Annotated in this window: 26 protein-coding genes and 1 riboswitch; of the genes, 15 read left to right on the plus strand and 11 right to left on the minus strand. The window is 76.5% G+C overall.

Going from position 1 to position 26,196, the window contains the following annotated elements; genetic code table 11:
* Positions 1-413: 413 nt before the first annotated feature.
* Genes qcrB through ctaE form a run of 4 tightly spaced genes read right to left on the minus strand, consistent with a single transcriptional unit; the run spans position 414 to position 4,702 of the window.
* Complete coding sequence (qcrB, locus tag D0Z06_RS04540; RefSeq protein ID WP_117376199.1) at positions 414-2,078, minus strand: cytochrome bc1 complex cytochrome b subunit; 1,665 nt, start codon at positions 2,076-2,078, stop codon at positions 414-416.
* Positions 2,078-3,190 carry a cytochrome bc1 complex Rieske iron-sulfur subunit gene (gene qcrA, locus D0Z06_RS04545; protein WP_199522125.1) on the minus strand — a complete coding sequence of 371 codons (1,113 nt, stop codon included), beginning with the start codon at positions 3,188-3,190 and terminating at the stop codon, positions 2,078-2,080. The genes qcrB and qcrA overlap by 1 nt, the downstream gene beginning before the upstream one ends.
* Complete coding sequence (gene qcrC / locus D0Z06_RS26880) at positions 3,187-4,080, minus strand: cytochrome bc1 complex diheme cytochrome c subunit (protein WP_117376200.1); 894 nt, start codon at positions 4,078-4,080, stop codon at positions 3,187-3,189. Before qcrC ends, qcrA begins: the two co-directional genes overlap by 4 nt.
* Before the next feature lie 7 nt (positions 4,081-4,087).
* A complete protein-coding gene (gene ctaE, locus D0Z06_RS04555) occupies positions 4,088-4,702 on the minus strand; it encodes an aa3-type cytochrome oxidase subunit III (protein ID WP_117376387.1) in 615 nt (204 codons plus the stop codon).
* Between the two features lie 216 nt (positions 4,703-4,918).
* Here ctaE and D0Z06_RS04560 point away from each other — a divergent pair, with 216 nt between their 5' ends.
* Positions 4,919-5,338 carry a response regulator gene (locus D0Z06_RS04560; RefSeq protein ID WP_117376201.1) on the plus strand — a complete coding sequence of 140 codons (420 nt, stop codon included), beginning with the start codon at positions 4,919-4,921 and terminating at the stop codon, positions 5,336-5,338.
* Entirely contained in the window at positions 5,335-6,375 is a 1,041-nt protein-coding gene (gene trpD / locus D0Z06_RS04565; protein WP_117376202.1) for an anthranilate phosphoribosyltransferase, read from the plus strand. The genes D0Z06_RS04560 and trpD overlap by 4 nt, the downstream gene beginning before the upstream one ends.
* Before the next feature lie 48 nt (positions 6,376-6,423).
* On the opposite strand, the gene D0Z06_RS04570 is transcribed toward trpD, so the two are convergent.
* Complete coding sequence (locus D0Z06_RS04570) at positions 6,424-6,711, minus strand: Lrp/AsnC family transcriptional regulator (RefSeq protein ID WP_117376203.1); 288 nt, start codon at positions 6,709-6,711, stop codon at positions 6,424-6,426.
* A 175-nt stretch (positions 6,712-6,886) separates the two neighbouring features.
* Positions 6,887-8,761: a DEDD exonuclease domain-containing protein gene (locus tag D0Z06_RS04575; RefSeq protein WP_117376204.1), complete on the minus strand. Its 1,875-nt coding sequence runs from the start codon at positions 8,759-8,761 to the stop codon at positions 6,887-6,889.
* A 77-nt stretch (positions 8,762-8,838) separates the two neighbouring features.
* Between D0Z06_RS04575 and D0Z06_RS04580 the strand changes: the two genes are divergently transcribed.
* From D0Z06_RS04580 to D0Z06_RS04595, 4 genes are all read left to right on the plus strand, one after another.
* Entirely contained in the window at positions 8,839-9,219 is a 381-nt protein-coding gene (locus D0Z06_RS04580) for a hypothetical protein (RefSeq protein WP_233517445.1), read from the plus strand.
* Positions 9,220-9,354: 135 nt separating this feature from the next.
* Positions 9,355-9,553: riboswitch (cyclic di-AMP (ydaO/yuaA leader) on the plus strand.
* Positions 9,554-9,570: 17 nt separating this feature from the next.
* Positions 9,571-10,638 (plus strand): C40 family peptidase, encoded by a 1,068-nt coding sequence (locus D0Z06_RS04585; RefSeq protein WP_117376205.1) that lies wholly within the window; start codon positions 9,571-9,573, stop codon positions 10,636-10,638.
* A 73-nt stretch (positions 10,639-10,711) separates the two neighbouring features.
* A complete protein-coding gene (locus tag D0Z06_RS04590) occupies positions 10,712-11,980 on the plus strand; it encodes a M48 family metallopeptidase (RefSeq protein ID WP_117376206.1) in 1,269 nt (422 codons plus the stop codon).
* On the plus strand, positions 11,977-13,098 hold the full coding sequence (locus D0Z06_RS04595) for a glycosyltransferase family 4 protein (RefSeq protein WP_117376207.1): 1,122 nt from the start codon (positions 11,977-11,979) through the stop codon (positions 13,096-13,098). Before D0Z06_RS04590 ends, D0Z06_RS04595 begins: the two co-directional genes overlap by 4 nt.
* An 8-nt stretch (positions 13,099-13,106) precedes the next feature.
* Here D0Z06_RS04595 and D0Z06_RS04600 read toward each other — a convergent pair whose 3' ends face one another.
* Positions 13,107-14,900, minus strand: a complete 1,794-nt coding sequence (locus D0Z06_RS04600) for an AMP-dependent synthetase/ligase (RefSeq protein ID WP_117376208.1) — start codon at positions 14,898-14,900, stop codon at positions 13,107-13,109.
* Between the two features lie 158 nt (positions 14,901-15,058).
* Here D0Z06_RS04600 and D0Z06_RS04605 point away from each other — a divergent pair, with 158 nt between their 5' ends.
* The 4 genes from D0Z06_RS04605 to D0Z06_RS04620 are packed head-to-tail and all read left to right on the plus strand — an operon-like array spanning position 15,059 to position 18,035.
* On the plus strand, positions 15,059-15,493 hold the full coding sequence (locus D0Z06_RS04605) for an SRPBCC family protein (protein WP_117376209.1): 435 nt from the start codon (positions 15,059-15,061) through the stop codon (positions 15,491-15,493).
* Between the two features lie 5 nt (positions 15,494-15,498).
* Positions 15,499-16,653: an ArsA family ATPase gene (locus D0Z06_RS04610; RefSeq protein ID WP_117376210.1), complete on the plus strand. Its 1,155-nt coding sequence runs from the start codon at positions 15,499-15,501 to the stop codon at positions 16,651-16,653.
* Entirely contained in the window at positions 16,650-17,030 is a 381-nt protein-coding gene (locus D0Z06_RS04615; protein WP_117376211.1) for a hypothetical protein, read from the plus strand. Before D0Z06_RS04610 ends, D0Z06_RS04615 begins: the two co-directional genes overlap by 4 nt.
* Complete coding sequence (locus D0Z06_RS04620; protein WP_117376212.1) at positions 17,031-18,035, plus strand: ROK family glucokinase; 1,005 nt, start codon at positions 17,031-17,033, stop codon at positions 18,033-18,035.
* A gap of 19 nt (positions 18,036-18,054) precedes the next feature.
* Here D0Z06_RS04620 and D0Z06_RS04625 read toward each other — a convergent pair whose 3' ends face one another.
* The 3 genes from D0Z06_RS04625 to D0Z06_RS04635 all read right to left on the minus strand — a co-directional run bounded on the left by D0Z06_RS04625 (position 18,055) and on the right by D0Z06_RS04635 (position 21,074).
* On the minus strand, positions 18,055-19,302 hold the full coding sequence (locus D0Z06_RS04625) for an ornithine cyclodeaminase, nickel-pincer nucleotide-dependent (protein WP_233517446.1): 1,248 nt from the start codon (positions 19,300-19,302) through the stop codon (positions 18,055-18,057).
* Between the two features lie 294 nt (positions 19,303-19,596).
* On the minus strand, positions 19,597-20,292 hold the full coding sequence (locus D0Z06_RS04630; RefSeq protein ID WP_117376390.1) for a hypothetical protein: 696 nt from the start codon (positions 20,290-20,292) through the stop codon (positions 19,597-19,599).
* The gene (locus tag D0Z06_RS04635) at positions 20,289-21,074 is read right to left on the minus strand and encodes an alpha/beta hydrolase (RefSeq protein ID WP_117376213.1); all 786 of its coding nucleotides are present in this window, start codon (positions 21,072-21,074) and stop codon (positions 20,289-20,291) included. The genes D0Z06_RS04630 and D0Z06_RS04635 overlap by 4 nt, the downstream gene beginning before the upstream one ends.
* A gap of 121 nt (positions 21,075-21,195) precedes the next feature.
* Between D0Z06_RS04635 and D0Z06_RS04640 the strand changes: the two genes are divergently transcribed.
* The 5 genes from D0Z06_RS04640 (at position 21,196) to D0Z06_RS04660 (ending at position 25,252) form a co-directional block, all read left to right on the plus strand.
* The gene (locus tag D0Z06_RS04640) at positions 21,196-21,960 is read left to right on the plus strand and encodes a lysophospholipid acyltransferase family protein (protein WP_233517447.1); all 765 of its coding nucleotides are present in this window, start codon (positions 21,196-21,198) and stop codon (positions 21,958-21,960) included.
* Between the two features lie 239 nt (positions 21,961-22,199).
* Entirely contained in the window at positions 22,200-22,685 is a 486-nt protein-coding gene (locus D0Z06_RS04645) for a polyadenylate-specific 3'-exoribonuclease AS (RefSeq protein ID WP_117376214.1), read from the plus strand.
* A gap of 85 nt (positions 22,686-22,770) precedes the next feature.
* Positions 22,771-23,988, plus strand: a complete 1,218-nt coding sequence (locus tag D0Z06_RS04650; protein ID WP_117376215.1) for a PucR family transcriptional regulator — start codon at positions 22,771-22,773, stop codon at positions 23,986-23,988.
* 99 nt (positions 23,989-24,087) lie between these two features.
* A complete protein-coding gene (locus tag D0Z06_RS04655; RefSeq protein ID WP_117376216.1) occupies positions 24,088-24,513 on the plus strand; it encodes an STAS domain-containing protein in 426 nt (141 codons plus the stop codon).
* A gap of 133 nt (positions 24,514-24,646) precedes the next feature.
* Positions 24,647-25,252, plus strand: coding sequence for a hypothetical protein (locus tag D0Z06_RS04660; protein ID WP_147331979.1), 606 nt, complete (start codon positions 24,647-24,649; stop codon positions 25,250-25,252).
* 41 nt (positions 25,253-25,293) lie between these two features.
* On the opposite strand, the gene D0Z06_RS04665 is transcribed toward D0Z06_RS04660, so the two are convergent.
* The gene (locus D0Z06_RS04665) at positions 25,294-26,175 is read right to left on the minus strand and encodes an NmrA family NAD(P)-binding protein (RefSeq protein ID WP_117376218.1); all 882 of its coding nucleotides are present in this window, start codon (positions 26,173-26,175) and stop codon (positions 25,294-25,296) included.
* Positions 26,176-26,196 lie beyond the last annotated feature (21 nt).

Raw genomic sequence — 26,196 nt, forward strand, 5'->3', positions numbered from 1 at the left:
GGGCCTGCTGCCGCCCTCCTGGCGGCGCTGAGCCGGCCGCCGCCGTCCCTGGGCGGGTGCGGCACCGACCGTGCCTGAGCGGTACGTGCCGACCGGCCGGGGCGGAGGGCCTTCCCTGCGGCGCAGGGCGGCCGCGGGGACCCCCCAGCGGCACAGGAGCGCCCGGGGGCGGGTGATCGGCGTCCGCGCCGCATCGTCGCCGCCCGTCCGGCGGCGAGGACGGCGACCGCGAGGTGAGGGCCGCCGGCTGCGGCCCGGACGTGGACGGCCACCGACCGCCGCTGACGACGCCGAACCGGCCGACGGGCCGGCCGGTTCGGCGAGCGCCCGGGCCGCTCCGCGGGGGCCGGCAGGGCACGGACGACGAGGGCCCCGACGGATGATCCGTCGGGGCCCTCGTCGCGTGCGGGAACTCAGTCGCGCGGCTCCTGCGGGCGTCCGCTGTCGGACGGGCGACCGGAGGAGGTGAGCTCGCGGCTCTCGTCCGCGGCCGCTGCCCCGTGGGACTCGCGCCGCTGCTCGAGCTCCACCTGGGCCGGCTCCTCGATGGGGGAGAAGAAGCCGCGGACGGCCCGCCGGGCGGCGCCGACCTGGTTCATCTTCTTGGGCACCGAGGCCCCGCCGTAGGCGAGCTGGCCGTGGCCGTGCTCGTCGACCGGTCCGAGCGGCTGGTGCACCTCGATGAACTCGCCGTGCGGCAGGCGCCGGATGACACCGGTCTCGATGCCGTGCTCGAGGACCTCCCGGTCGTGCTTCTGCAGGCCCAGGCAGATCCGGTAGGTGATCACGTAGACGATCGGCGGCAGGATGATGAGTCCGATCCGGCCGATCCAGGTCATCGCGTTGAGGCTGATGTCGAACTTGTCCGCGACCACGTCGTTGCCGCCGGAGATCATCAGCACCACGTAGAAGGTGATGGCCATCGTCCCCAACGAGGTGCGGACGGGGACGTCGCGCGGCCGCTGCAGCAGGTGGTGGCTGGTCTCGTCCCGGGTGAGCTTGCGCTCGATCACCGGGTAGAGAGCCATGAGGGTGAACAGGATCCCCGGCAGCACCACCGTCGGCCAGAACAGCGCCGGGATCGTGTAGTCACCCGGCAGGTTGATGTCCCAGGCCGGCCACAGCCGGGTCGAGCCGTCGAGGAACATGACGTACCAGTCGGGCTGGGACGCCGCCGAGACCTGCGCCGGGTTGTACGGGCCCCACAGCCACAGCGGGTTGATCTGCACCAGACCGCCCAGGGCCGCGCAGACGCCGAAGACGATGAACACCAGACCGGTGGCCTTGCCCGCGAAGGCCGGGAACAGCCGGTTGCCGACCACGTTGTGCTCGGTGCGCCCCGGGCCGGGGAACTGGGTGTGCTTCTGCTTGACCAGGATCAGCAGATGGAGGGCGATGAGCGCGAGCATGATCGCCGGCACGATCAGCACGTGCACGATGTACATGCGGCCGACGATGTACTCACCGACGTAGTCGCCGTTGAAGACCGCCCAGTGCACCCAGGTCCCCACGACCGGGATCGACAGGATGATCGCCGAGACGATCCGCAGGCCCGTGCCGGAGAGCAGGTCGTCGGGCATCGAGTAGCCGGTGAAGCCCATGGCGAAGGACAGGACGAGCAGCGCGATGCCGATGAGCCAGTTCGTCTCCCGCGGCCGGCGGAAGGCGCCGGTGAAGAAGATGCGCAGCAGGTGCACCACGATGGCGGCGACGAACAGCAGCGCCGCCCAGTGGTGCAGCTGGCGCATGAACAGCCCGCCGCGGACGTCGAAGGAGATGTCCAGCGTCGAGTCGTAGGCCGCCGACATCTCCACGCCCCGCAGCGGCGCGTAGCTGCCGTCGTAGACGACCTCCCGCATGGAGGCGTCGAAGAAGAACGTCAGGTAGGTGCCCGACAGCAGCAGCAGGATGAACGAGTAGAGGGCGATCTCCCCGAGCAGGAACGACCAGTGGTCGGGGAAGACCTTGTTGAGGGTCCGGCGCAGCGGGCCGGCGACGATGAGGCGGTCGTCGAAGTCCACGGCGGCCTTGCCGAGCCGCGTGGTCGGGACCCCCGGCGCCGTGGCGGTACGAGCCATCAGATGCGCTCCCGGTTCCAGTAGGTGGGGCCTACGGCCTCAATGTAATCGCTGCGCGCAACAAAATAGCCCTCGTCATCGACCGTGATGGGCAACTGCGGCAGGGCGCGGGTGGCCGGGCCGAACACCGGCTTGGCCCCCTGCGTGACGTCGAACTGCGACTGGTGGCACGGGCAGAGGATCCGGCTGGTCTCCTGCTCGTAGAGCGACACGGGGCAGCCGGCGTGCGTGCAGATCTTCGAGTAGGCGACGTAGTCGCCGTAGCCGAAGCCCTCCTGGCCGGGGATCGGCCGGTCGGCCTCGAGCTGCTCCGGGCGCAGCCGGATGAGCATGGTCGCCGCATCGGACTCCCGGTTGCCACCGGGCACGGCCGGGAAGACCGTCTCCAGCGAGCCGGGCTGCTGGTCACCCGGACGGATCGGGGTGCCGTCGTCCCGGAGCAGCCGGACGCCCTCGCCCCAGCTGGTGGTCCCGAGCGGGTTGCCGGTGTTCGGGTTCCGGATCAGGCCGCCCAGCGGCATGATCAGCATGGCCCCGAGCGCGCCACCCATGAACACCATCGAGCGGGTGAGCAGCTTGCGCCGGGCCAGGCCGCTGTCGTGCAGGCCGCCGACGAGGGTGGCGCCGGTGGTGACCCGGTCGAAGTGCGAGCCGTCGTGCTTGTCCTGCACCGCGGTCTCGTGCGGCAGGAGCTTCTTGGTGTAGAGCACCAGCCCGACGCCGACCAGGATCAGCGACAGGCCACCGAGCGAGCCCAGCAACGGGGTGAAGATCGCGCTCCAGCCGCCCTCGGTGATGTCCCACTGCCAGTCGGGCAGGAACCAGCCGGAGCCGACGTAGACGACGATGAACGCGAGCGCGGCCACCCCGGCCAGCGCGAAGGTCAGCGCGACCTGGCGGACGGCCCGCTTCTCCAGCGTCGACCCCGGCTCCGGGCCGGGGTCGACGTGCAGGACCTCGACGCCGTCGTACCGCGCGCCGAGCCGGTCGAGCTCCTCGCGCGGCATGGCCGCCAGCTGCTCGGCGCTGTACTGGTCGTCCGGCCCGCCGACGTGCGGGCCGGAGACGCCGGCGCCGCCGTGGGAGCCGGGGCCGGTGTGCTGCGTGGTCACGCCTTGCTCCCCATCCAGAAGATGCCGAACAGCAGGATGCTGACTCCGACGGTCCAGATGACCAGGCCCTCGGCCACCGGGCCGATCCGCCCGATGCCGGCGCCGCCCGGGTCGGCCTGCTCGTTGATGGTCTGGACGTAGTTGATGATCGACCGCTTCTCCTCGGGGGTCAGCTGGTTGTCCCCGAAGACCGGCATGTTCTCCGGCCCGCTGAGCATCGCGGTGTAGATCTCCAGGTCGTTGGAGCTCTCCAGGCTCGGCGCCGCCTTGCCCGAGGAGAGCGCGCCGCCCGCGCCGACGAAGTTGTGGCAGGAGGCGCAGTTGAGCCGGAACAGCTCACCGCCCTCGGCGAGGTCGCCCTCGCGCAGGTCGCCCGACGGCAGGGTCGGGCCGCCGCCGTTGGCCTGCACGTAGGCCATGAGCTGGTCGATCTGCTCGTCGGAGAAGACCGCGGGCTTGTCGGGGGCGTCGGCCTCCTGCCGGACCAGCGGCATGCGACCGGTGTGGACCTGGAAGTAGACGGCCGCCTCGCCGACGCCGATGAGCGAGGGGCCACGGTTGGGCACCCCTTCGAGGTTCTCCCCGTGGCAGGAGATGCAGCTGCGCTCGTAGAGCTCGCGGCCGGCGGCCTCCGCGGAGGACTCGGTGGTCGCCGTCCCCTCCTCGCCGGCCGCGTAGGCCGGGGACAGGAACGCGTACAGCGTGCCGGTCAGGACCAGGGCGGCCATGAGGCCGGCCACGTTGGTGACGCGGCGGCGCTGCCGCGAGCGCCGCCGTGCACGGGCCGCCGCGGCCGGCGAGCCCGCGGCGGGACGGCGGGACCGGCGGCCGCGGCCCCGCGGGGAGGCGTCGTCGTGCCGGGCGTCGGAGTGCGGGTTCGTGGTGGACACCGGTTCCCTAGCGGATCAGGTAGATCGTGGCGAAGAGCCCGACCCACACGACGTCGACGAAGTGCCAGTAGTAGGAGACCACGATCGCCGCGGTCGCCTGCGCCGGCGTGAAGCGGCCCATCGTGGACCGGATGAGCAGGTACACGAAGGCGACCAGGCCCCCGATGACGTGCAGCGCGTGGAAACCGGTCGTCAGGTAGAAGACCGACCCGTAGGTGGAGCTGGAGATGCTCGTGCCGTGGTCCACGACCAGCACGCGGTACTCGTTGGCCTGGGCGAGCACGAAGACCAGGCCCATGGCGAACGTGATGGTGAACCAGCGGCGCAGCCCGTAGACGTTGCCCTGCTCGGCGGCGAAGACGCCCAGCTGGCAGGTGACCGAGCTCAGCACCAGGATGATCGTGAAGACCAGCGCGTACGGCAGGTTGAGCTCGGTGGGTTCCGGCGGCCACCCCTCCGTCGCGCGCGCCCGCGCGGTGAAGTACATGGCGAACAGGCCGGCGAAGAACATCAGCTCGCTGGACAGCCAGATGATCGTTCCGACGCTGACCATGTTCGGTCGGGACAGCGAGTGCACCCGCGAGGTGTCGAAGGTGCCGCTCGCGACGGGAGCCGTTGTCACGAGGCCCATCATGGCATCGGCTCCGGCGTCGCACCGACCGCGGGTGGTGTGCGCGCCGTTCCCGTGACCTGCCCGAGACCTTGCCCGGGACCGGGGGTCCGGGTGCCCGGTCGAGCGGGCCGGGGGGCCCGGCGGGGGCAACGGGGGGGTGCCTCCGCCGCGGCTCCGGGCCCGCGCTCCCCGGGCGGCGGGCGGGCGGGCACTAGGCTCGCCGGCGTGATCGACGCCGCGCCGGCCACCGTCCTGGTCTACAGCTCCCGCCCCGAGGTCCGGGCCGCCGTGCGGACCGCCGTGGGGCGGCGCCCGGCGAGGGACGTCGGCCCGCTCACCTGGGTGGAGTGCGCCACCGGTCAGGACGTCGTCGACACGGTCGACGGCGGCGGCGTCGACCTGTGCGTCCTCGACGGCGAGGCCCAGCCCACCGGTGGGTTGGGCCTGGCCCGGCAGCTGCGCATCGAGCTCGCCGACCCCCCGCTGCTGTGCGTGCTGGTGGCCCGGCAGCCCGACCGGTGGCTGGCGCACTGGTCGCAGGCCGACGCGACCCTCCCGCACCCGCTCGACCCGCTGACCGCCCCCGACGTCGTCGCGGCCCTGCTGCGCGACCGCGTCGGGGGGCGGTCGGCCGCGCGCCGGTGAGCGCCCGCACCTGGCCGGCGCTGCTCACCCGGCTGCTGGCCCGCGAGGACCTCGCGGCCGAGGACACCGCGTGGGCCATGCGCGAGGTCATGACCGGGGAGGCCACGCCGGCGCAGGTCGCCGGCTTCGCCGTGGCGCTGCGGGCCAAGGGGGAGGCGCCCTCCGAGGTCGCCGGCCTCGCGGCCACGATGCTGGAGCAGGCCACGCCGGTCTCGCTCCCGCTGCCCTGCGTCGACATCGTCGGCACCGGCGGCGACGGCGCGCACACGGTCAACATCAGCACGATGGCGGCGGTGGTGACGGCGGCCACCGGGGTCCCGGTCGCCAAGCACGGCAACCGTGCGGCGTCGTCGTCCTCCGGGGCGGCCGACGTGCTCGAGGCGCTCGGCGTGGTCATCGACCTGCCCGCGGCCGGGGTCGCGCGCTGCGTGCAGGAGGCCGGCATCGGCTTCTTCTTCGCCCCGGTGTTCCACCCCGGCTACCGGCACACCGCGGCGCCCCGGCGGGAGATGGGCATCGGCACGGTCTTCAACTTCCTCGGGCCGCTCACCAATCCGGCCCGGCCGGTGGCCGCGGCGATCGGCTGCGCCGACGCGCGGATGGCGCCGGTGCTGGCGGCCGTCTTGGCCGGGCGCGGCATGCGCGCGCTGGTGTTCCGGGGGGACGACGGCCTGGACGAGCTCACCACGGCCACGACGTCCTCGGTCTGGGTGGTGCGCGGGGGAGAGGTCGAGCCCGACCGCGCCGACCCCACCGCCCTCGGCCTCGAGGTGCCGCCGCCGGGCGCCCTCCGGGGCGGTGACCCCGCGGCCAACGCCGATGCGTTCCGGCGGGTGGTCCGGGGGGAGCCGGGGCCGGTGCGCGACGCCGTGCTGCTCAACGCGGCCGCGGCACTGGCCGCCTTCGACGAGCGGCCGGCGCGGCTGCACGACGCCCTGGCCGCGGGCCTGGAGCGGGCGGCGGCCGCGGTCGACGACGGCCGGGCGGCTGCCCTGCTCGACCGCTGGGTGACCGTCAGCCGGGCGCTGCGCGGCTGACGGCCGGGGGCACCCGCGCGGGGCGCCGCGGCGGGTCGGGTGCCGTGCTCAGGCGCCGGACTCGAAGCCGATCGAGAAGGCGGCCTCCAGGTCGTGCCGCGAGTAGCTGCGGAAAGCGATGTGGGTGTCGGTCTCCAGGACACCGGGGACCTTGTTGATCCGCCCTGCGATGACCTCGGCCACCTGGTCGAACTCCCGCACCCGCACGACGGCGATGAGGTCGACGTCCCCGGCCACGGAGTAGACCTCGCTCACGCCGTCGAGGTCGGCGACGGCCTCGGCCACCTCGGGGATCGCGTCGGTGGCCGCGTCGATCATGACGATGGCGGTGATCACGCCGGGGATGCTAGTGGAAGGACCCTCCTGCCCCCACGCCTCGCTCCGCTCGGCGCGGGCCCCTGTAGGAGGGCCGTTCCAGCACGTCACCCGGCTCGGCGCGGGCCCCGGCACGAGGGCGTTCCGGCCCGTCACCGGCTCGGCGCGGGCCCGGCGGGAGGGCCGTTCCCGCCCGTCACCGGCTCGGCGCGGGCCCCGGCAGGAGGGCCGTTCCGGCCCGTCCAGCGCGGGGCCCGGGCGGGCCCGCCGACACCCGCTCGGGCCGCGCGCGGGTGCGCAGCGGGCGGTCGTCGGCGAAGGGATCACGCTCGGCGCGGCTCTGCTCGACGCGGTGCAGGAAGTCGCTGTAGCCACCGGTGCCCGGTACGGGGCAGGCGAGCGTCCCGTCCACCTCCACCAGGCGGGTGCCGGGCTTCTCCATCCAGCGCAGCACCAGCTCGGTCTCGTCCACGGAGGCGGCCAGCTCGCCGTCGGGACCCAGCGGCGTCTCGGCGGTGGCCCGCAGGCCGGCCAGGGCCGAGCGCACCGAGGACCCGCGGGCGGCGCAGCCGGCGGCGACGAGGCGGCCGCGCCGGACGAGCGACAGCGCCCACCCCCCTTCGGTCCCCGGCCGCGCCAGCACCAGCTCCGGGACGGTGGCCAACGACTCCAGCCGCTGCCGGCGGCGCACCGCGCGGACGAGGACCGCCACCCGGTCGCGCAGCACGGCGGCGTCCTCGTAGCGCTCGTCGGCGGCCAGCCGCTCGACGCGGTCCAGCAGCGGGGTGAGCAGCGCGCGGGGGTCGGCGGCCACGGCGGCCCGCAGCACCGCGGCGACGGCGGCGTACTCCTCGACCGACTGCGCCCCGGTGCAGGGCGCGCCACAGCGGCCCATGTCCGCGAGGGCGCACGCCGTGCCGAGCACCCGCGGGGACAGCCGGCCGGTGCACTGGCGCAGCGGCAGGGACTCGTGGACGGCGGCGACCGCGGAGTCGGCCGCCCGCCGGTCGGGGAAGGGGCCGAGGAACACCCCGGCACCGGGGCGGACGCGGCGCACCACCGACAGCCGCGGGAACGGCTCGTCGGTGAGGCGCACCCACAGGGCCCGCTCCGGGAAGCGGGAGCGCCGGTTGTAGCGGGGTTTGTGCTCGGCGATCAGGCGCAGCTCCCGGACGGCGGCCTCCAGGTCGTGGGCGCAGGGGACCGCGTCGACCCGCTGGGCCAGCGCCACCATCTCGGTGATCCGGCTGCGCTGCTCACCGGAGGTGAAGTAGCTGCGCACCCGGCTGCGCAGGTCGGTGGACGTGCCGACGTAGAGCGGCTCGTCGCGGGGCCCGCGGAAGACGTACACCCCCGGGCCGGAGGGGACGTCGTCGGCCAGGTGCCGCTTGCGCCGCCGCTCGGGGTCGACCTGGCGGGTGAGCCCGGAGAGCTCCTCCAGCGAGGTGATGCCGAGCGGGCCGAGCCGCTCGAAGAGCCCGTGCAGCACGTCCACCGTGGCCCGCGCGTCGTCGAGGGCCCGGTGGGTGGGCGAGGTGGTCGCTGAGAAGAACGGCGCGAGGGTGGCGAGCTTGCAGTTGGGGACCTCGTCGCGGCTGAGCAGGCGGCGGGCCAGCACGGCCGTGTCGACCGACGCCGCGGCCGGCCACGGCACCGCGCTGGCGGCGCAGGCGGCCTTGAGGAAGCCGAGGTCGAAGGGCGCGTTGTGCGCCACCAGCACCGCGCCGCGGGCGAACTCCAGGAAGGCCGGCAGGACGGCGGCGATCCGCGGCGCGGCGGCCACCATGGTCGAGGTGATGCCGGTCAGCACGCTGATGTAGGGCGGGATCTCGCAGCCGGGGTCGACCAGGGTCTGGAACTCGCCCAGCACCTCGCCCCCGCGCACCTTGACCGCGCCGATCTCGGTGATCGCGCTGTCGTTCGGCGACCCGCCGGTGGTCTCCAGGTCGACCACGACGAAGGTGACCTCCGCGAGCGGGGTGCCCAGCTCGTCGATCGTCGCCTGCTCGTAGCGCGGCCGGCCCGCGGCCGGTGTCGTGGCGGCGGCCGGACCGGCGGGGAAGAGGTGCACGGCGCGGACGCTAGGTCGGGGTGCCGACAGTCCCGGGGACGCGCGCCGGGGCGCCCGGACGGCCGCGGGGACTGTCGGTGGGTGCTCCTAGCGTCCGGCGCGCACCGACCGAGGCCACGGCGGCCTCGTCCCGGTCGGTCGAGGAGGAGGCGAGCGCCGTGCACATCGACTGCGACACCTGCACCGTCCGCGGCACCGGCTGCGCCGACTGCGTCGTCACCGTGCTCCTGGGCGCCCCGCCGGGGTGGCGGGGGAGGGACCCGGTCGTCGTCCCGATGACCGCGCGCGACGACGCGGGGGGCGCGGAGGAGCCGGTCGTCGTCCGGCCGGGCGTGGTGGTGGACCTCGACGACGTCGAGCGGCGGGCCGTGCGGGCGCTGGCCGATGGCGGCCTGGTCCCGCCGCTGCGGCACCGGCCCGCGCCGGGGGCCGGTTCCCACGGGCGTCGGACGGGCTGAGCGCGGTGCGCGCCCGGCCGTCCCCCCACGCGCCGGTCCCCGCAGACCACAGGGGTCCCGTTCGTCACCCCCGCACCGCACCCGTACGGTGTGCGGGTCCGGCCGGGTGGTCGCCACCCCTGGAGGGGTGGCCTCGGGCGGACACCGCCGAATCGCCCGACCCGCTCGGCAGAGCGACGAGGGCGAACCGGGGACCCACCGCAGCACTGGGGTGAGTTCTCGCGCGTCCCGGTCCGCCGGGCGCACGCACCGGCTGCCCCGGTGCGCAGAGATAGGGCGCTTCTTCCCAGCCCGAACCCGTCAGCTAACCCGGTAGGCGGTCGCCGAGGAAGAAACGGAGAGCCACCGACCGTGGCGTCCCGCCGCCCTGCCCCGGGGCATGCCGTCGACCCCGACCACCGCGACCCCGCCGTCGCAGCCCGCCGCCCCCTGGGCCGGGTGCTCCTCGTGGCGGCCACCACCACCCTCGCGGTCACACTCCTGCCGGGTACCGCGGTCGCGGACCCCGAGCGGGCGGCCACCCCCGAGCAGGCCGTGCAGCTCGTCGCCCGGGCCGGTCACGAGCTCGAGGTGGTCAGCGAGCAGGTCAACGAGGCCCGCGAGACGCTGGCCGGCCGGCAGGCCGCGGCCGAGGCCGCGCACGTGGCCGCCGTGACCGCCCGCCGGCAGCTCCACGGGCTCGACGGGCAGATCCGCCAGGTCGCCCGCTCGGCCTTCACCGGGGAGAACCTGACGGAGCTGGAGCTGCTGCTGACCAGCGGCTCGGCCGAGGACTTCGTCTCCCGGCTGGCGACCCTGGACGCGATCGCCGGTCACACCGGCGAGGTGATCGCCCAGGTCTCCGCCTCGGCGACGGCCGCCGAGCAGGCACAGGCCGAGGCCGACGAAGCGACGGGCGCGGCCCAGCGGGCCCTCGACGAGGTCGCCGCGCGCCAGGCCGAGCTCGAGGCCGACATCGCCGACTACCGGGCGCAGTACGACGCGCTCACCGTGGCCCAGCAGGAGGTCGTCGTCGCCGCGCACGGGGGGCAGGCGATCGTCACGCCGGCACCGGCCGCGGCCCCCGGCGGCGCCGCCCAGGTCGCCGTCGACACCGCCCTCGGCCAGGTGGGCGACCCGTACGTGTGGGGAGCCGGCGGGCCGGACGCCTTCGACTGCTCCGGGCTGACCCAGTACGCCTACGCCGCGGCCGGCATCACGCTGCCGCACTCCAGCCGCATGCAGTCGCAGCTGGGCACCGCGGTGTCCCGCGCCGACCTCCAGCCCGGCGACCTGATCTTCTACCGCAGCCCGGTCAGCCACGTGTCGATGTACATCGGCAACGGGCAGATGGTGCACGCCTCGACCTCCGGCCAACCGGTCGAGGTCGTCGCGGTCGACTCCATGGGCGGGATCACCGCGATGCGCCGCGTCGCCTGACCCGCACCGCCAGCCGGCCGCCGGCCCGGCGGCGTCCCGCGGTGGTCATGGTCGGCGACCTAGGATCGGACGGGTGAGCGCCCCCCGGGCCGCCCTCGTGGTGGCGGCCGTCCTGGGTGGCGCGCTCACCGCGGTCATCTGGTGGACCACGCCGTGGACGGTGCTGCCCGAACCGCCCGGCGGCCGGACTCCGGTCCGACCCGAGGAGGGGTTGCCCGCCGGGGTCGGCGCGCTCGCCGCCGAGTACGCCGCGGCGCTGCGGCCGGCCACGCTGGCCTCGATCGTCCTGGGGCTGGCCACCGCAGCCGTGCTCGGCCTGACGCCGATCGGCGCCCGCCTGGTCCGCGGGGTGGCCCGCCCCGTCGGCGGCGGCTGGGCCTGGCAGGTGCTCCTGGGCACCGTCGTCCTCGTGGTCGTCGGTCGGCTGGTGACCCTGCCGGTGGCCGCCTACGGCGAGGTGGTGCGGCACCGCTACGGCCTGTCGACGCGCAGCTGGGGGCTGTGGGCCCGCGACGTGGCGCTGTCGACCGCCATCGACGCCGCCCTGACCGCGCTGAGCCTGCTGGTCGTCGTCGGGCTGGCCCGCCGGCTGCCGCGCACCTGGTGGGCCTGGACCGCGGGCGGGGCGGCGGCCCTGGTCGTCGTCGGGTCCTTCCTCTACCCGGTGCTCATCGAGCCGGCCTTCAACCGGTTCGACCCGCTGCCGCCCTCCGAGCTGCGCACCGACCTGCTGGCGCTCGCCGAGGAGAACGGCACCCCGGTCGAGGACGTGCTCGTCTCCGACGCCTCCCGCCGCACCACCGCGCTCAACGCCTACGTCTCCGGGTTCGGCTCGACCCGCCGCATCGTCCTGTACGACACCACCCTGGAGCGGCTGCCCGACGACGAGATCGAGTCGATCGTGGCGCACGAGCTCGGCCACGTGGCCACCGACGACGTCCTCGCCGGCACGGTCATGGGCGCATTGGGGGCGGCGGCCGCGGTGGCGCTGCTCGGCCGGCTGCTGGCGTGGACGCCGCTGCTGCGGCGGGCCGGCGCCACCTCCTCGGCCGACCCCCGGGTGGTGCCGCTGACCCTGCTGCTGCTGACCCTGGGCTCGCTGCTGTCCGCGCCCGTCCAGAACCTGGTGTCCCGCCACGTCGAGGCCCGGGCGGACCTGCACGCCCTGGAGCTCACCGGGGACGCGGGCGCGTTCATCGCCATGCAGGACCGGCTCGCGGAGACCAACCTCTCCGACCCCGACCCGCCGGCCGCCTGGCAGTGGTGGTTCGGCTCGCACCCGACCGGGCCGCAGCGGGTGGCCTTCGCCCTGGACTGGCAGCGCCTCCAGGAGGCCGGGTGAGGACGCTCGTCGTCACCAACGACTTCCCACCCCGCCAGGGCGGCATCCAGACCTTCGTCGCGGCCCTGCTCGCCCGCCGCCCGCCCGGCTCGCTGGTCGTGCTCACCTCCCGGTCGCCGGGCTGGCAGGCCCACGACGCGCAGCTGCCCTACCCGGTGGTGCGCCGGCCCACCGGCATGTTGCTGCCCACCCCGGCGACCGCGCGGGCCGCCGCGGACCTGGCCCGCCGGCACGGCTGCGACACCGCGCTGTTCGGCGCCGCGGCGCCGCTGGGCCTGATCGCCCCGGCGCTGCGCGCGGCCGGGGTGCGGCGGCTGGTCGGCATCACGCACGGGCACGAGACCGGCTGGGTGGCGCTGCCGGGGGCACGCCAGGTCGTGCGGCGGATCGCCGCCGGTCTGGACGTGCTCACCTGCATCAGCGACTACACCCGCGACCGCCTCGAGCCGGCGTTGGGGGACCGGACGCGGCTCGCGCAGCTCTCGCCCGGCGTGGACGTCGACCTGTTCACCCCGCGCGCCGACGGAGCGGCGGTGCGGCGGCAGCACCGCCTCGGCGGGGGGCCGGTGGTCGTGTGCGTGTCCCGGCTCGTGCCCCGCAAGGGCCAGGACGTGCTCGTCGCCGCCTGGCCGCGGGTGCTGGCCCGCCACCCCGGCGCCCGCCTGCTGCTGGTCGGCGGTGGCCCGCTCGAGGGGGCGCTGCGCCGCGCGGTCGCGGCCCGCGGGCTGGCGGGCTCCGTCGTCCTTACCGGCCCGGTGCCGCCGGCCCGGCTGCCGGAGCACTACGCCGCCGGCGAGGTGTTCGCCATGCCCTGCCGGACCCGCCGCGGCGGTCTGGACGTCGAGGGTCTCGGCATGGTCTACCTCGAGGCTGCCGCGTGCGGGCGGCCGGTGGTCGCCGGCACGTCGGGCGGCGCCCCGGAGACGGTCCGCGAGGGCGTCACCGGCACCGTGGTGGGGGACCCGCGCTCACCCGGGGCCGTCGCCGACGCCGTGTGCGCGCTGCTCGACGACCCGGCGCGGGCCCGGGCCATGGGGGCCGCAGGCCGCGCATGGGTCGAGCAGCGGTGGTCGTGGACGACGATCGCCGCGGACCTCGACCGGCTGCTCACCGGCTAGCGGCCCCGTCAGCGGGCGTAGAGCGCCTCCACCTCGGCGTCGTGCTCCTTGAGGACGACGCTGCGCTTGAGCTTGAGGCTGGGCGTGAGCATGCCGTTGGCCTCGGTGAAGTCGCCCCCGAGCACCCGGAACCGCTTGATCGCCTCGGCCTTCGACACCGCCTTGTTCGCGTCGGCGACCGCGGTCTCGATCTCGGCCTGCACGTCGGGGTCCTCGGTCAGGTCGGCCGCCTTCGTGCCGGCCGGCTTGCCCTTGCTCTCCAGCCAGGCCGGCAGGGCCTCCTCGTCGAGGGTGATCAGGGCGCCGATGTACGGGCGCTGGTCGCCGACCACGATGCACTGGCTGACCAGGCGGTGGGCGCGCAGCCGGTCCTCCAGCACGGCCGGGGCGACGTTCTTGCCGCCGGCGGTCACCAGGATCTCCTTCTTGCGGCCGGTGATCCGCAGGAAGCCGTCGCTGTCGATGTCGCCGAGGTCGCCGGTGTGGAACCAGCCGTCGGCGTCGATCGCCTCCGCCGTGGCCTGCTCGTTGTGCCAGTAGCCCCGCATCACGATGCCGCCGCGGACGAGGATCTCGCCGTCGTCGGCGATCGCCGCCGACACACCCGGAAGGGGACGGCCCACGGTGCCGATGCGCAGCGCGCCGTCGTGGTTGACCGAGGCCGCCGCCGTCGTCTCGGTGAGCCCGTAGCCCTCGTAGACGGTGACGCCGATGCCGCGGAAGAAGTGGCCCAGCCGCTCCCCGAGGGGCGCGCCCCCGGAGATGGCGCCCCCGCAGCGGCCGCCCAGCGCGGCGCGCAGCTTGCCGTAGACCAGGCGCTCGAACAGCGCGTGCTGCAGCCGCAGACCCAGCCCGGGGCCACCGGTGTCCTGCGCCCGCGACCAGGCGATGGCCACCGCGGCGGCCCGGTCGAAGATCTTCCCCTTGCCGCCGGCCTCGGCCTTCGCCTTGGCCTGGTTGAACACCTTCTCGAACACCCGCGGCACGGCCAGCACGAACGTGGGGCGGAAGGCGCCGAGGTCGTCGACCAGGTTGCTCACGTCCGGGGTGTGCCCGATGACGGTACGGGTCTTGACGGCGCCGACCTCGAGCACGCGGGCCAGGACGTGGGCCAGCGGGATGAACAGCAGCACCGAACCGCCGGGGGCGAGGTAGCGGTCCAGCAGCCCCATCCCGTTGCCGATCTCGAACAGGAAGTTGCCGTGGGTCAGCTCGCAGCCCTTGGGCCGCCCGGTGGTGCCGCTGGTGTAGATCAGCGTGGCGAGGCTGTCGGCCCTCAGCGTGGCCCGGCGGGCGGCGAGCTCGCTGTCGGCCACGTCGGCACCGGCGGCGGTGAGCGCCGCGACGGCGCCGTCCTCGATCACCCACACCGACCGCAGGTCCGGCGCCTGGTCGCGCACCGACTCGACCGCGGCCGCGTGCTCGGGGCGCTCGACGACGATCCCGGTGGCGCCGGAGTCGGACAGGATCCAGGCCACCTGGTCCGGGCTGGAGGTCTCGTACACCGGGACGACGACCGCGCCGGCCGTCCAGATGGCGAAGTCCAGCACCGTCCACTCGTAGCGGGTCCGGGCCTGGAGGGCGACGCGGTCACCGGCCTCGATGCCGGAGGCGATGAGGCCCTTGGCGACGCCGGCGACCTGGTCGCCGAACTCCCGCCAGGTCACGTCGGCCCACCCGCCGTCGCGCTGGACCCGCAGCCCGACCTCGTCGCCGTGGTCGGCGACGTTGGCGGCCAGCAGGTCCGGCACGGCCTCGTCAGGGCCGACCTCGGTGGTCGCGGGGACGCTGAACTCGCGCACGCCTGGTCTCCTCCTCCCCGTCGGCCGCTCGGCTCCGTCGCCCGCGGCCCCGGTCACGGGTACCTCCTCGGAAATCTAACCGGTGCCTGCTACCCCCGAGCAGGGACGGCCCGGAGCGGTACCCGGTCGGGGGGCGGGGAGCGGCTAGCCTGCTCCGCATGGCCGACCAGTCCACGCAGTCGATCACCGTCGAGGCGCCGCCGCCGGCGGTCATGGCGGTCATCGCCGACTTCCCGGCCTACCCGCAGTGGGTGGCCGCGGCCAAGACGGTCGAGGTGCTCGAGACCGGCCCCGGCGGCCGCGCCCGCCGGGTGCACTTCGTGCTGGACGCCGGGGCGGTGAAGGACGACTACGTCCTCGAGTACGACTGGGACGGCGACCGGCGGGTCTCCTGGCACCTGGTCACCGGCCAGATGCAGAAGCGGCAGGAGGGCTCCTACACGCTCGTGCCGACCCCGGCCGGCGGAACCGAGGTCGTCTACGCGATCACCATCGACCTGTCGATCCCCATGCTCGGGATGATCAAGCGCAAGGCGGAGAAGGTCATCCTCGACACCGCGCTCAAGGAGCTCAAGAAGCGCGTCGAGGGCTGAGCCGGGTGCGGGTCCTCCTCCTCACCGGCCCCGGTGGGGCCGGCACCACCACGCTGGCCGCGGCGACCGGGGTGCGCAGCGCCCGGGCGGGAGCGCGCACCCTGCTGCTGGCGCGCCCCGGCCCCCTGCCGGCCGGGCTCGACGCCGTGGCCGGGCTGGCCGTCGTGCGCCCCGAGCCGCTGGCCGCCGCGGAGGCGCTGTGGGGCTCGCTGTCGGCCGAGCTGGCCACGGCCGCACCGGGGCTGCCCCTCCCGCCGGCGAGCTCCGTGCCGCTGCTGCCGGGCGCCGCGGACCTCGCGCTGCTGACCCGGCTGGCCGAGGCGGGAGCCGCGGCGGAGGCGGACACCGTCGTCGTCGACGCCGGCCCGCTGCCCGGCGGCCCGGCCCTGGTCGCCCTGCCCGGCGCGCTGCGCTGGTGGCTCGACCGCGCCCTGCCCGGGCAGGCGCGGGTGCTGGGTGCGGTGCGGACGGCGGCGGTGCGCGCCGGCGCGGTGCCCCGCGGCCCCCTCGACGTGGCGCTGGACGCCGTCCCCCGGCTGGAGGCGCTGCTCGGCCGGCTGGCCCTCGACGACCCGGCCACCACCGAGGTGCGGCTGGTGGCGCTGCCGCGGCCCGGGGCCGCCGCCGCCCTGCGCGCCGCGGTCACCGCGCTGGCCCTGCACGGCCAGCGGCCGGCGGCGCTGCTGGCCCGCGTGCTGCCGCCCGCGCCCGCGGGGTGGTGGGCCGAGCGCGCCGCCGAGCAGGACGCCGTCCTGGCCGAGCTGGCCGCGCTGGCGCCGCTGCGGACGGTGCCCGAGGCCGCGGCGGCCCCGGCCGGGGCCGCGGGGCTGGCCGGCCTCCTGCCCGACGACCCGGGCAGCGCGCCCCCGCCGGCCGCCCCTACCGTCGAGCGGGCCCCGGGCGGACGTCGCCTCGTCCTCCCGCTGCCGTTCGCCGAGCGGGGCGACCTCACGCTGACCCGCGCCGGGGACGACCTCGTGGTGAGCGTCGCCGGCACCCGGCGCGCGGTCGGCCTGGACGCGCTGCTGCGCCGCTGCCGTGTCACCTCGGGCGCCCTGGCCGACGCCGGCACGGCGTCCGCGCGCCTGGAGGTCACCTTCACACCCGATCCGGAGCAGTGGCCGGCCGACCTGCTGGCCGCCGAGGGGAGCACACGATGAGCGAGCCGCCCGACTGGGTGGAGCAGGCCCGGCGACTGGTGGCCGGCCTCGGCCGGGCGTCCGGGGCGGGGGAGCACCCGGCCGACTGCCGGTGGTGCCCGGTCTGCCAGGTCGCGGCCGTGGTCCGCGGCGAGCGGCCCGAGGTCGCCGCCGCGCTGGCCGGTGTGCTCGACGCTGCCGCCGCCGCGCTGCGGTCGCTGGCCGAGCCGCCGGCCGAGCCGACGGCCGCGGGCCGGGCCTCGTCCCCGGCCGCGTCCCCGGCTGCGACCCCCGGTGCGACCCCGGGCACGACCTCCCGCCCGGCCGCGGCGCCGGCGGAGCCCGGGGTGCCGCCCCGGCCGCAGTCGCCGCCGGTCCAGCACATCGAGATCGCCTGAGTGACCGGCACGCAGGAGGCCGCCCGGCGGCCGGCGCTCGGCATCGACATCGGCGGGACCAAGGTCGCCGGTGGCGTCGTGGCGCCCGACGGCGCGGTCCTGGCCACCGCGCGCCGGGCCACCCCCGGCGCCTCGGTCCAGGAGACCGAGGACGCGATCGCGGCCGTCGTCGAGGAGCTCGCCGCCGGCCCCGGCCGGGACGCGGTCGGCGTCGGCGTGGGGGCCGCCGGGTGGTTCGACCGCACCGGCGACCGGGTGCTGTTCAGCCCCCACCTGGCCTGGCGCAACTCCAGCCTGCGCCGCGACCTGGCCGCGCGGTTCGGCCGGCCGCTGTGGGTCGGCAACGACGCCGACGCGGCGGCCTGGGCGGAGTACCGCTACGGCGCCGCCCGCGGGGCCGATCTCGCGCTGATGGTCACGCTGGGCACCGGCATCGGTGGCGGCATCGTCCTGGGCGGCCGGCTGCAGCGCGGCTCGCACGGCGTCGCGGGGGAGTGGGGGCACATGCGGGTGGTCCCCGACGGCCGGCTGTGCGCCTGCGGCAACCGCGGCTGCTGGGAGCAGTACGCCAGCGGGACCGCGCTGGCCCACACCGCCCGGGAGGTGGCCCGCAGCTCACCGGCCGCCGCGGCGGTGCTGCTCGAGCGGGTGGACGGCGACCCCGACCGGCTCACCGGCGAGCACGTCGCCCGCGCCGCGGCCGACGGCGACCCGCTGGCCCGCGGGCTGCTGGCCGAGATGGGCGAGTGGCTGGGGCAGGGCATCGCCGACCTCGCCGCCGTCCTCGACCCGGAGGTCGTCGTCATCGGCGGTGGGGTGAGCGTGCTCGGCGAGACGGTGCTGGGGCCGGCGCGGGAGCGGCTCGAGCGGGCGCTGCCCGGCCGCGGGTTCCGGCCCGGGCCGCGGGTGGTCGTCGCCGAGCTCGGCGCGCAGGCCGGCCTCGTGGGCGCCGCCGACCTGGTCCGCACCGCGGTCGCCGAGAGCGGAGTGGATCCGTCGGCGTGACGCCGACGGGTCCACTCCGCTACGTCAGCTCGCGGGCCAGCTGCTCGAGGAACAGGCCGATGTCGGTGACGATGCCGATGGCCTGGGCGCTGCCGCGGTCGGCCAGCTTGGTCACCGTCGCCGGGTTGATGTCCACGCAGACCAGCGGCACCGACGCCGGGAGGATGTTCCCGGTCGCGATCGCGTGCAGCATCGTGGCCACCATGATGCAGAAGCCGACCCCCGGCAGCTGGGCCCGCATCGCCCGCTGACCGTCGAGGACGTCGGTGTGCACGTCGGGCAGCGGGCCGTCGTCGCGCACCGACCCGACCAGCACGAACGGCTTCCCGGCCTGCACCATCGCGTGCATGACCCCGCCGGTGAGGACGCCGGAGGACACCGCGCCCGCGATCGACCCGGCCCGCCGGATCGTGTTGATCGCGCGGATGTGGTGCTCGTGCCCGTGCGGGACGCCCGAGCCCTTGGCCAGGTCGACACCCAGCGACGTGCCGAACAGCGCCGACTCGATGTCGTGGGTGGCCAGCGCGTTGCCGGCGAAGAGGACGTCGACGTAGCCGGCCTCGACCAGCCGCACCATCGCCGGCGCGGCGCCGGTGTGGACGACGGCCGGCCCGCCGACCCACAGCACCTTCTGCCCGGCCGCCTTGACCTCCCGCATCCGCTCGGCGATCTGGCGCACCAGCACCACCTGCGGCTTCTCGCTCGAGGCCACCGAGGACATGAAGCCGAAGGCCTCCTCGTCGCCGCGGGCGACCGCGGGCGGCAGCTCGACCCGGACGCCGTGCGACCCGCACACCACCCGCTCGCCGGCGCGGACGTCGCTGACCGGGACGGTGCGCACCACCGGCCGGCCGCCCTCCTCCGAGACGACCAGCCCGCAGTCCATCTCGGCGCGGTCGACCGGCAGCCACTCGCGGTCCAGCCGCACGGAGGTGTCCAGGTTGGTCGTGGAGTAGAAGTCGTCGGGGAACACGCCGTCGGCCGGGGCCGGCCGCAGGGTGGCCGTCCCCGGGTCGACGGCGTTGGCGCCGTGGGTCTGCAGCCGCATCACGATGCGGTCGAGCAGCTCGGCGTCGGCGGCGCTGACCCGGACCAGGGCTCGGGACTCGTCCTCGTGCTGGCGGCCGAGGTCGAGGGACTCGATGCGGTAGTCCCCGCCGTACTCGAGGACGTCGTCGAGGACCCGGGCGAGGACGCCGGTGTCCATGAGGTGCCCGCTCAGAGCGACCGTCGTGGCGTGCGGTGTCGGGGTCTGCGTGGGCTCCACCCGGCGGAGGCTATGGCACGGTCGTCCTCCGGACGACACCGCGACCACCTGCCGTCCCCGACCGGCGCCGAGCCGTCCCGTCGCCGCTGCGCGGAGCCCTGCGGGCCCCACTGGCGCCGACGTCCGCGACCACCTGCCGTCCCCGACCGGCGCCGAGCCGTCCCGTCGCCGCTGCGCGGAGCCCTGCGGGCCCCACTGGCGCCGACGTCCGCGACCACCTGCCGTCCCCGACCGGCGCCGAGCCGTCCCGTCGCCGCTGCGCGGAGCCCTGCGGTCCCCTGCCCCGTGGGACGGTCAGACGACCGCGCCGTCGTCGCCGTCGTCGTCCAGCGAACGCTCGCGCATGCGGGAGAGGAGCAGCCACGCACCGCCGGCCACCGCGGCCACCCCGAGCACGAGGCCGGTGTCCCCGGACAGCCCGACCACCCGCGGCGCGAAGACGAGGACGACGCCGGCTGCCACGAGCAGCACGGCGTAGAGGGAGGCGGGGGAGGGGGCCGGGACCGGCGGGGGCGGCGGCGGCTCGTAGTGCTCCTCGGGGCCGTCGAGCAGGTCGGGCTCTGACGGTGCCGGCGCCAGGGCCGGCGCCGGGGCGTCGCCCTCGCCGCCCGCCGCGCGGCCGTGCTCGGCCTCGTAGGCGGCGACGATGCGTGCCCACTCGGCGTCCTCGTCGAGGTCGGGCCGGGACGCGCGCGGCGCCCGGGTGCGCTCGGGGACGTGCTCGTCGGCGTGCTGGTCGACCAGGGCGTGACCCTCGCCGGCCCGGGCCCGGTCGACGAACAGCCGGTCGGTCGGGGGGCTGGGCAGCGACACGGTGCGGGTGTAGGGCTCCACGTCGGCCGAGGGCTCCAGGTAGGCGGCGATGCCGGCCTCGCGCAGCACGTCGAGCAGGTGCTCCCCGACCCGCGGGTCGACGTCGCGCAGGGGGGACCACAGCGCGGCGTCCAGGCCGTTGTCGCGCCGTCCCCTGCCGCGGCGCGGCCCGCTCACGCGCCCGCCTCGCGGGCGGGCGTGCGGGCGCGGATCCACTCCACGGAGCCGGCGAAGATGCGCGGTGCGTCGTTGTCCAGGGTGGCCACGTGGTAGCTGTCCTCCAGGAGGACCTCGGTGACGTCGGTGCTGCCCACCTCGGCGAGCAGCACCCGGACCGATGCCGGTTCGACCACGTGGTCGGTGACGCTGCGGAACACCAGCAGCGGTGCGGTCACCGAGCCGAGCCCGGCCCGGGTCGCCGTCCACAGCCGGCGCAGCCCCAGGACGGCACGGGTCGGCAGCCGGCCGTACGCGCGCTCGGTGACCCCCGGCTTCTTGATGTCGTCGGCGATGGCCCGCCAGCTCGGCGTGACCCGGGCCAGCAGCGGCAGCAGCTTGGCGTCGAGCCGCTCGGTGAGCAGCGACGGGTTGACCAGGACCAGGCCCTCGACCTCGTCCGGGCGCAGCTGGGCCAGCCGCAGGGCCAGCGTGCCGCCCATGGACAGCCCGGCCACCACGACGCGGTCGCACTCCGCGGCCAGCTCGTCCAGAGCGGCGGAGACCGCCCGGACCCAGTCCTCCTCCGTGGTGAGGTTGCAGTCCTGCCAGCGGGTGCCGTGGCCCGGCAGCAGCGGCGCGCGGACGGCGAAGCCCTCGGCGGCCAGGTGCTCGCCCCAGGGCCGCATGCTGAACGGGGAGCCGGTGAAGCCGTGCACCAGGAGCACGCCGGTGCCCTCGCCGGCCGGCCTGCCGGCGGCGGAGAAGGGCTCGGCGCCGGGCTGCACCTCGGGGTCGGGCACGGGTCCTCCTCGGCGTCCGGGCGGGGCCCGGCGGGTACGTCGCGGCTGGTCCGGCGGACAGGGCGGGCTCGATTGTCCTCCCGCCGCCGGGCTCCTTAGTCTGGCAGCCCCCGAGGGAGGCGTGTTGTTCTACTGGTTCCTCAAGTTCGTGGCCATCGGCCCGGTCGTGAAGCTCGTGCTCCGGCCGCGGGCCGAGGGCACGTCGCACGTCCCCCGCACGGGGGCGGCGATCCTGGCGAGCAACCACCTGTCGGCGGCGGACTGGGTGTTCATGCCGCTGGCGCTGCGCCGGCGGGTGACCTTCCTCGCCAAGTCCGAGTACTTCACCGGTCGCGGCGTGAAGGGGTTCCTGCAGCGGGCCTTCTTCGCCGGCGCGGGCCAGGTGCCCATCGACCGCACCAACGCCTCGGCCGCGGAGAACGCGATCCGCACGGGCCTGCGGATCCTGCGCGGGGGCAGGTTGCTCGGCATCTACCCCGAGGGCACGCGCTCGCCCGACGGCCGGCTGTTCCGCGGCAAGACCGGCGTGGCGCGCATGGCGCTCGAGACGCGGGTGCCCGTCGTCCCGGTGGCGATGGTCTACCAGCCGCGGTCGTGGCCGCTGGTCGGCCGGAGGTTGCCGCGGGTGTGCGTGCGGTTCGGGCAGCCGCTGGACTTCAGCCGCTACGAGGGCCTGGCCGGTGACCGCTTCGTCGAGCGGTCGATCACCGACGAGATCATGTACGAGATCATGACCCTGTCCGCGCAGGAGTACGTCGACGTCTACGGCGCGCGGGTGAAGAAGTCGATGGACGCCACCGGGGCCAGCGCGGCGGAGGTCCTGCTGCGGATGACGCCGCCGGCCGAGGAGTCCGCCGAGCGCGCACCGGAGTCGCTGGCCGGCTGACCCTGCGGCGCCGGGGTCGGCGTCGCACGATCGGACCGTGCCCTGTCGACCCCGTCGTCCCCTGCGGTGAGCCCGGACCCGGCCGGACTGGTGTACGCGGCCGCGGGGGTCGCGGCCCTGCTGGCCGCCGTCCTCCCGCGCGCTCGCCCGGGCGCCGGTCTCGATGCCGATGGTCTTCGTCGGGATCGAGGCCGCGGCTCCGGTCACGGCCACCTGAGGGCGCACCTACGGTGGGCGCCGTGCGGCGGTACTTCTACGACACCGAGTTCATCGAGGACGGCACCACCATCGACCTGGTGTCCATCGGGGTCGTCGACGAGGCCGGGCGGGAGTTCTACGCGGTCAGCACCGAGTTCGACGAGCGCAGGGCCATCCCGTGGGTGCGGCGCAACGTGCTCGACCAGCTGCCCCCGCCCGCCGACCGCGCCTGGCGCAGCCGGCGGCGGATCCGCGAGGACCTGCTCGCCTTCCTCACCGGCCCGGGCGAGGAGGTGGAGCTGTGGGCCTGGTTCGGGGCCTACGACCACGTCGCCCTCTGCCAGCTGTGGGGGCCGATGACCGCGCTGCCCCGGGCGGTGCCGCGGTTCACCCGCGAGCTGCGGCAGCGCTGGGACGACCGGGGGCAGCCTGCCCTGCCGCCGAAACCGGCCGGCAGCCACGACGCGCTGGTCGACGCCCGGTACAACCTGGCCCGGTGGCGGGCCATGGAGCCCGGCGGGGGCTGACGGGGCAGGACGGCTCCGTTGCGATCGCGTGACGGGCGCCGACGGGCGTGGCGGGGCGGCCGGGTCGAGCGGCAGAGTCGCGCCCGTGGACCCGCTCACCGCGGACACGACCGGGGCCGTCACCGCCCGCGTCGCCGAGGCCGCCGCCCGGGAGCGCGCCCTGCCGCCGGGGCTGCTGGAGGGCTATCTCGGCGCGCTGGTCGCCGTGGCCCGCACCGGCGGCCGGCTCAGCGCCGAGGACGAGGACGCCTGCCGGCGGGCCGGCGGGGAGGCCGCGGCCACGGGCGTCGGGCTGCCGGTGCTCGTGGACCTCTACATGTCCGCCTCCCGGCGGCTGTGGCCGTGGCTGCCGGAGCTGGTCGCCGCCGGCCGCGGCCGGCCGGTCCGCACGGCCGAGCTGGTCGCGCTGGGCGAGGCGGTGTGGCAGGCGGCGGACACCGCGCTGGCCGCGCTGGCGGAGGGGCACGGCGAGGCGCAGCGGCAGGTGGTGCGCCGCGAGGAGGCGTTCCGCCGGGAGTTCGTCGAGGACCTCCTCGGCGGCGGCTCGGACGTCGGGTCGCTGGTCGAGCGCGCCGAGCACTTCGGGCTCTCGCTGGCCGGCACCCACCTCGTGCTGCTGGCCGCCACCGACCGGGCCGCGGACTCCGGCATGCCCGTGGCCGCCCTGCTCGAGGACGACCTCCGGGCCCGCGCCGCGCACCGCGGGACGCTGTTCGCGGTGAAGGAGGGCCGGCTGGCCGTCGTGGTCGCCGTCCCGCCGGCGGCCGGCCCGGCAGCCCACGCGGCCGCGGCGGAGGAGCTGGCCGCGCGGGCCGGTCCGGCCGTGGCCCGGCTCACCCGCCAGGTCACCTGGCGCGCCGGGGTCGGTCGCGCCCACCCCGGCCCGCAGGGCGTCGCCCGCTCCTACCTGGAGGCGCTGGAGGCCCTCGACGTGGCCGCGCGGCTGGACCTGCCGCAGCGCGTGACGCACGCCCGCGACCTGCTGGTCTACCGGGTGCTGCTGCGCGACGAGGAGGCGATCGCCGACCTGGTGGGCACCGTCCTGGGGCCGCTGACCGCGGCACGGGGCGGGCCGGTCCCGCTGCTGCGGACCCTGGAGACCTGGTTCGCCGCCGGGCGCAACTCCGCCGAGACCGCCCGGCGGCTGCACCTGTCGGTGCGGGCGGTCACCTACCGCCTGGAGCGGGTCCGGGAGCTCACCGGCCACCGCCCGGGCGATCCCGCCGCCGACCTGCCCCTGCAGGTCGCGGTCACCGGGGCGCGGCTGCTGGACTGGCCCCGCACGCCGCTGCCCGGGACCTGACCGCCGCCCGTTCCTGCCGGGACCCGGCAGGTGCCGGGACCAGGAGACGTCCCCGGCCGGACCTGGGCGCGCGGGCCGGCTGCCGGGAGCATGCGGTGCATGCGTGCCCTCTCGCACCCGGTCGCCCCGCCCGCCCCGCAACGGCGCACCGCCCCACGCCGGGCACCGGCGCGGCACGGCGCGGCGCCCTGGTCGGAGGGCCTGAGCGCGGAGATCCGCACGGGCCCCACCGGGCCGGTCGTGGTCGTCCGCGGGGAGCTGGACGCGGCCGGGGAGCGGCTGCTGACCGCCGTCCTGGAGTACCTGGCGGCGGTCGAGGGCGGCCCCGTCGCGGTCGACCTGCGGGCGGTCCCGTTCGCGGACACGCACGGTCTGGCGCCGCTGCTGCGGCCCGGCGTCGTCCTGGTCGCCGCCTCGCCGGAGGTGACGCGGCTGCTCGCGCTGATGGGCGCCCCTCCGCCCCGCGGCGGACCGCCGGTGCCGTCGACCCCGGCGCGGCGGCCCGGCGGGCCGCCGCCGGGGTGAGCGACCGCTGCCGCACCCCGGCAGGGAACGCCCGCCCGGCCGTTCCGGTCCCCGCCCGGGTGCGCGCCCCGGGGCCCGGTGGCGCCGCGGGCGGGACCGCCGGGAGGGGCCGACCCCGGCCGAGGAGGTGACCGTGGGGGACCCGACCCTGCTGCCCGCGTGGTGCCGGGCACTGGCCCGCGCCGGGAGGCGCGCGGTCCCGCTCGTCGTCATCCCGGTGTCGCTGCTCGGCGCGCTGCTCCTCCCGACCTGGACGGTCCTCGGCCTGGGCCCGCTGCTCGGCCTGTTCGCCGCCGGGGTCGTCCTCACCGCCGAGCCCTGCGGCCCGGTCCGGCCGGGCACCCGGCGGGCCGCGGCGCTCGCCGGCGCCGTCGGGGTGCTGGCCCTGCCGTTCGCGGCCGGCGCGAACCAGCTCGAGCCCGTCGGGGGCGTGCTGGTCCTCCTGGTGCTGGTCCTCGGCTCCGCCGCCGCGCTCGAGCAGGTGGCCGCGGCGGACGGCGACGGGCCGGCGGACGAGGTCCTCCGCACCCTGCCCACCGCGCAGCTCGTGGCCGTCTGGGCGGCCGCCGGTGCGGTGCTCGACCGGCGGTCCTCGCCCCGCGACCGCGCGCGGGCGGTGCGCCGGCGCGCGGCGGTGCTCGACGAGCTGACCCGCCGGGACCCCGAGGGCGTCGCGGCCTGGCTGCGCGCCGGCGGCGACCCGCCGGGGCCGGCCACCCGCGCCGACGCGGCCGGGTGAGCCCGGTCGGTCGAGCCCGTGGCGGACGGCGGGGTCGGTCCTCAGCCGCGCAGGGCGGCCCAGTCCTCGGGGTGAGCGCGCAGGTGCTCGGCGAGGGTCCGCGCCGGGTGCCCGGTCAGCCGCGGCACGACGTCGGTGACCTCGGCCAGCTCGCCCGCGGCGAGCGCGAGGTAGCTGCTCACCCACCCCTCGACCTCCCAGTCCGGGTGCCCGGAGGGCCGGCGGGTGGCCCAGGCCTCCTCGACCGTCTGCTCGCGGTACGTGGTCGGCACCCCGGTCACCTCGGTGAGGACGGCGGCGGCCTCGGCCAGCGTCAGCGCCTGCGGGCCGGTCACCGTGAGGACGGCGCCGTCCAGGGCGGGGGAGTCGTCGAGCAGCGCGGCCGCCCCGACCTCGGCGAGGTCGTCGCGGGAGACGAAGCCCGCCCGGCCCTGCCCGCCGGGCGCGGCGATCACCGCCCGGCCCTCCTCGCGGGTGGCGAAGAAGGGCACGAAGTCGGCGTACATGCCGTGCCGCAGGACGGTCGCCCGCACCCCGGTGGCCGCTAGGGCCTCCTCGGTGGCGGCGTGCTGGCGGGCCAGGGTGAAGGCCGCGTCCGGCGCGGCACCGACGAAGGAGGTGTAGACGACGCGCTGCACGCCGGCGTCCGCAGCCGCCCGGACGGCGGAGAGGTGCTGCTGCAGCCGGTCCTCCGCCTCGGCGGCCGACACGAGGTAGAGCGTGTGCACGCCGGTCAGGGCGGCGGCCAGGCCGGGGCCGTCGGCGTAGCCGCCTGGTGCGGCGACCACCTCGGCCCCGGGCAGGGCCGGTGCGCGACCGGGGTCGCGCACCACCAGGCGCAGCGGCGGCCCGCCGGGAGCCGCGGCCAGGCGGCGGGCCACCCGGCCGCCGAGGACGCCGGTGCTCCCGGTGACGGCGATCACGCGTGTCCTACGGGTACGGCC

This window comes from Geodermatophilus marinus, from assembly GCF_003428645.1.
Lineage (GTDB): Bacteria > Actinomycetota > Actinomycetes > Mycobacteriales > Geodermatophilaceae > Geodermatophilus.

Coding starts and splice junctions, on each gene's coding strand:
- qcrB (WP_117376199.1), bottom strand. CDS start 2,078: ATGGCTCGTACCGCCACGGCGCCGGGGGTCCCGACCACGCGGCTCGGC.
- D0Z06_RS04605 (WP_117376209.1), top strand. CDS start 15,059: ATGGCCGACCAGTCCACGCAGTCGATCACCGTCGAGGCGCCGCCGCCG.
- D0Z06_RS04615 (WP_117376211.1), top strand. CDS start 16,650: ATGAGCGAGCCGCCCGACTGGGTGGAGCAGGCCCGGCGACTGGTGGCC.
- D0Z06_RS04655 (WP_117376216.1), top strand. CDS start 24,088: ATGCGTGCCCTCTCGCACCCGGTCGCCCCGCCCGCCCCGCAACGGCGC.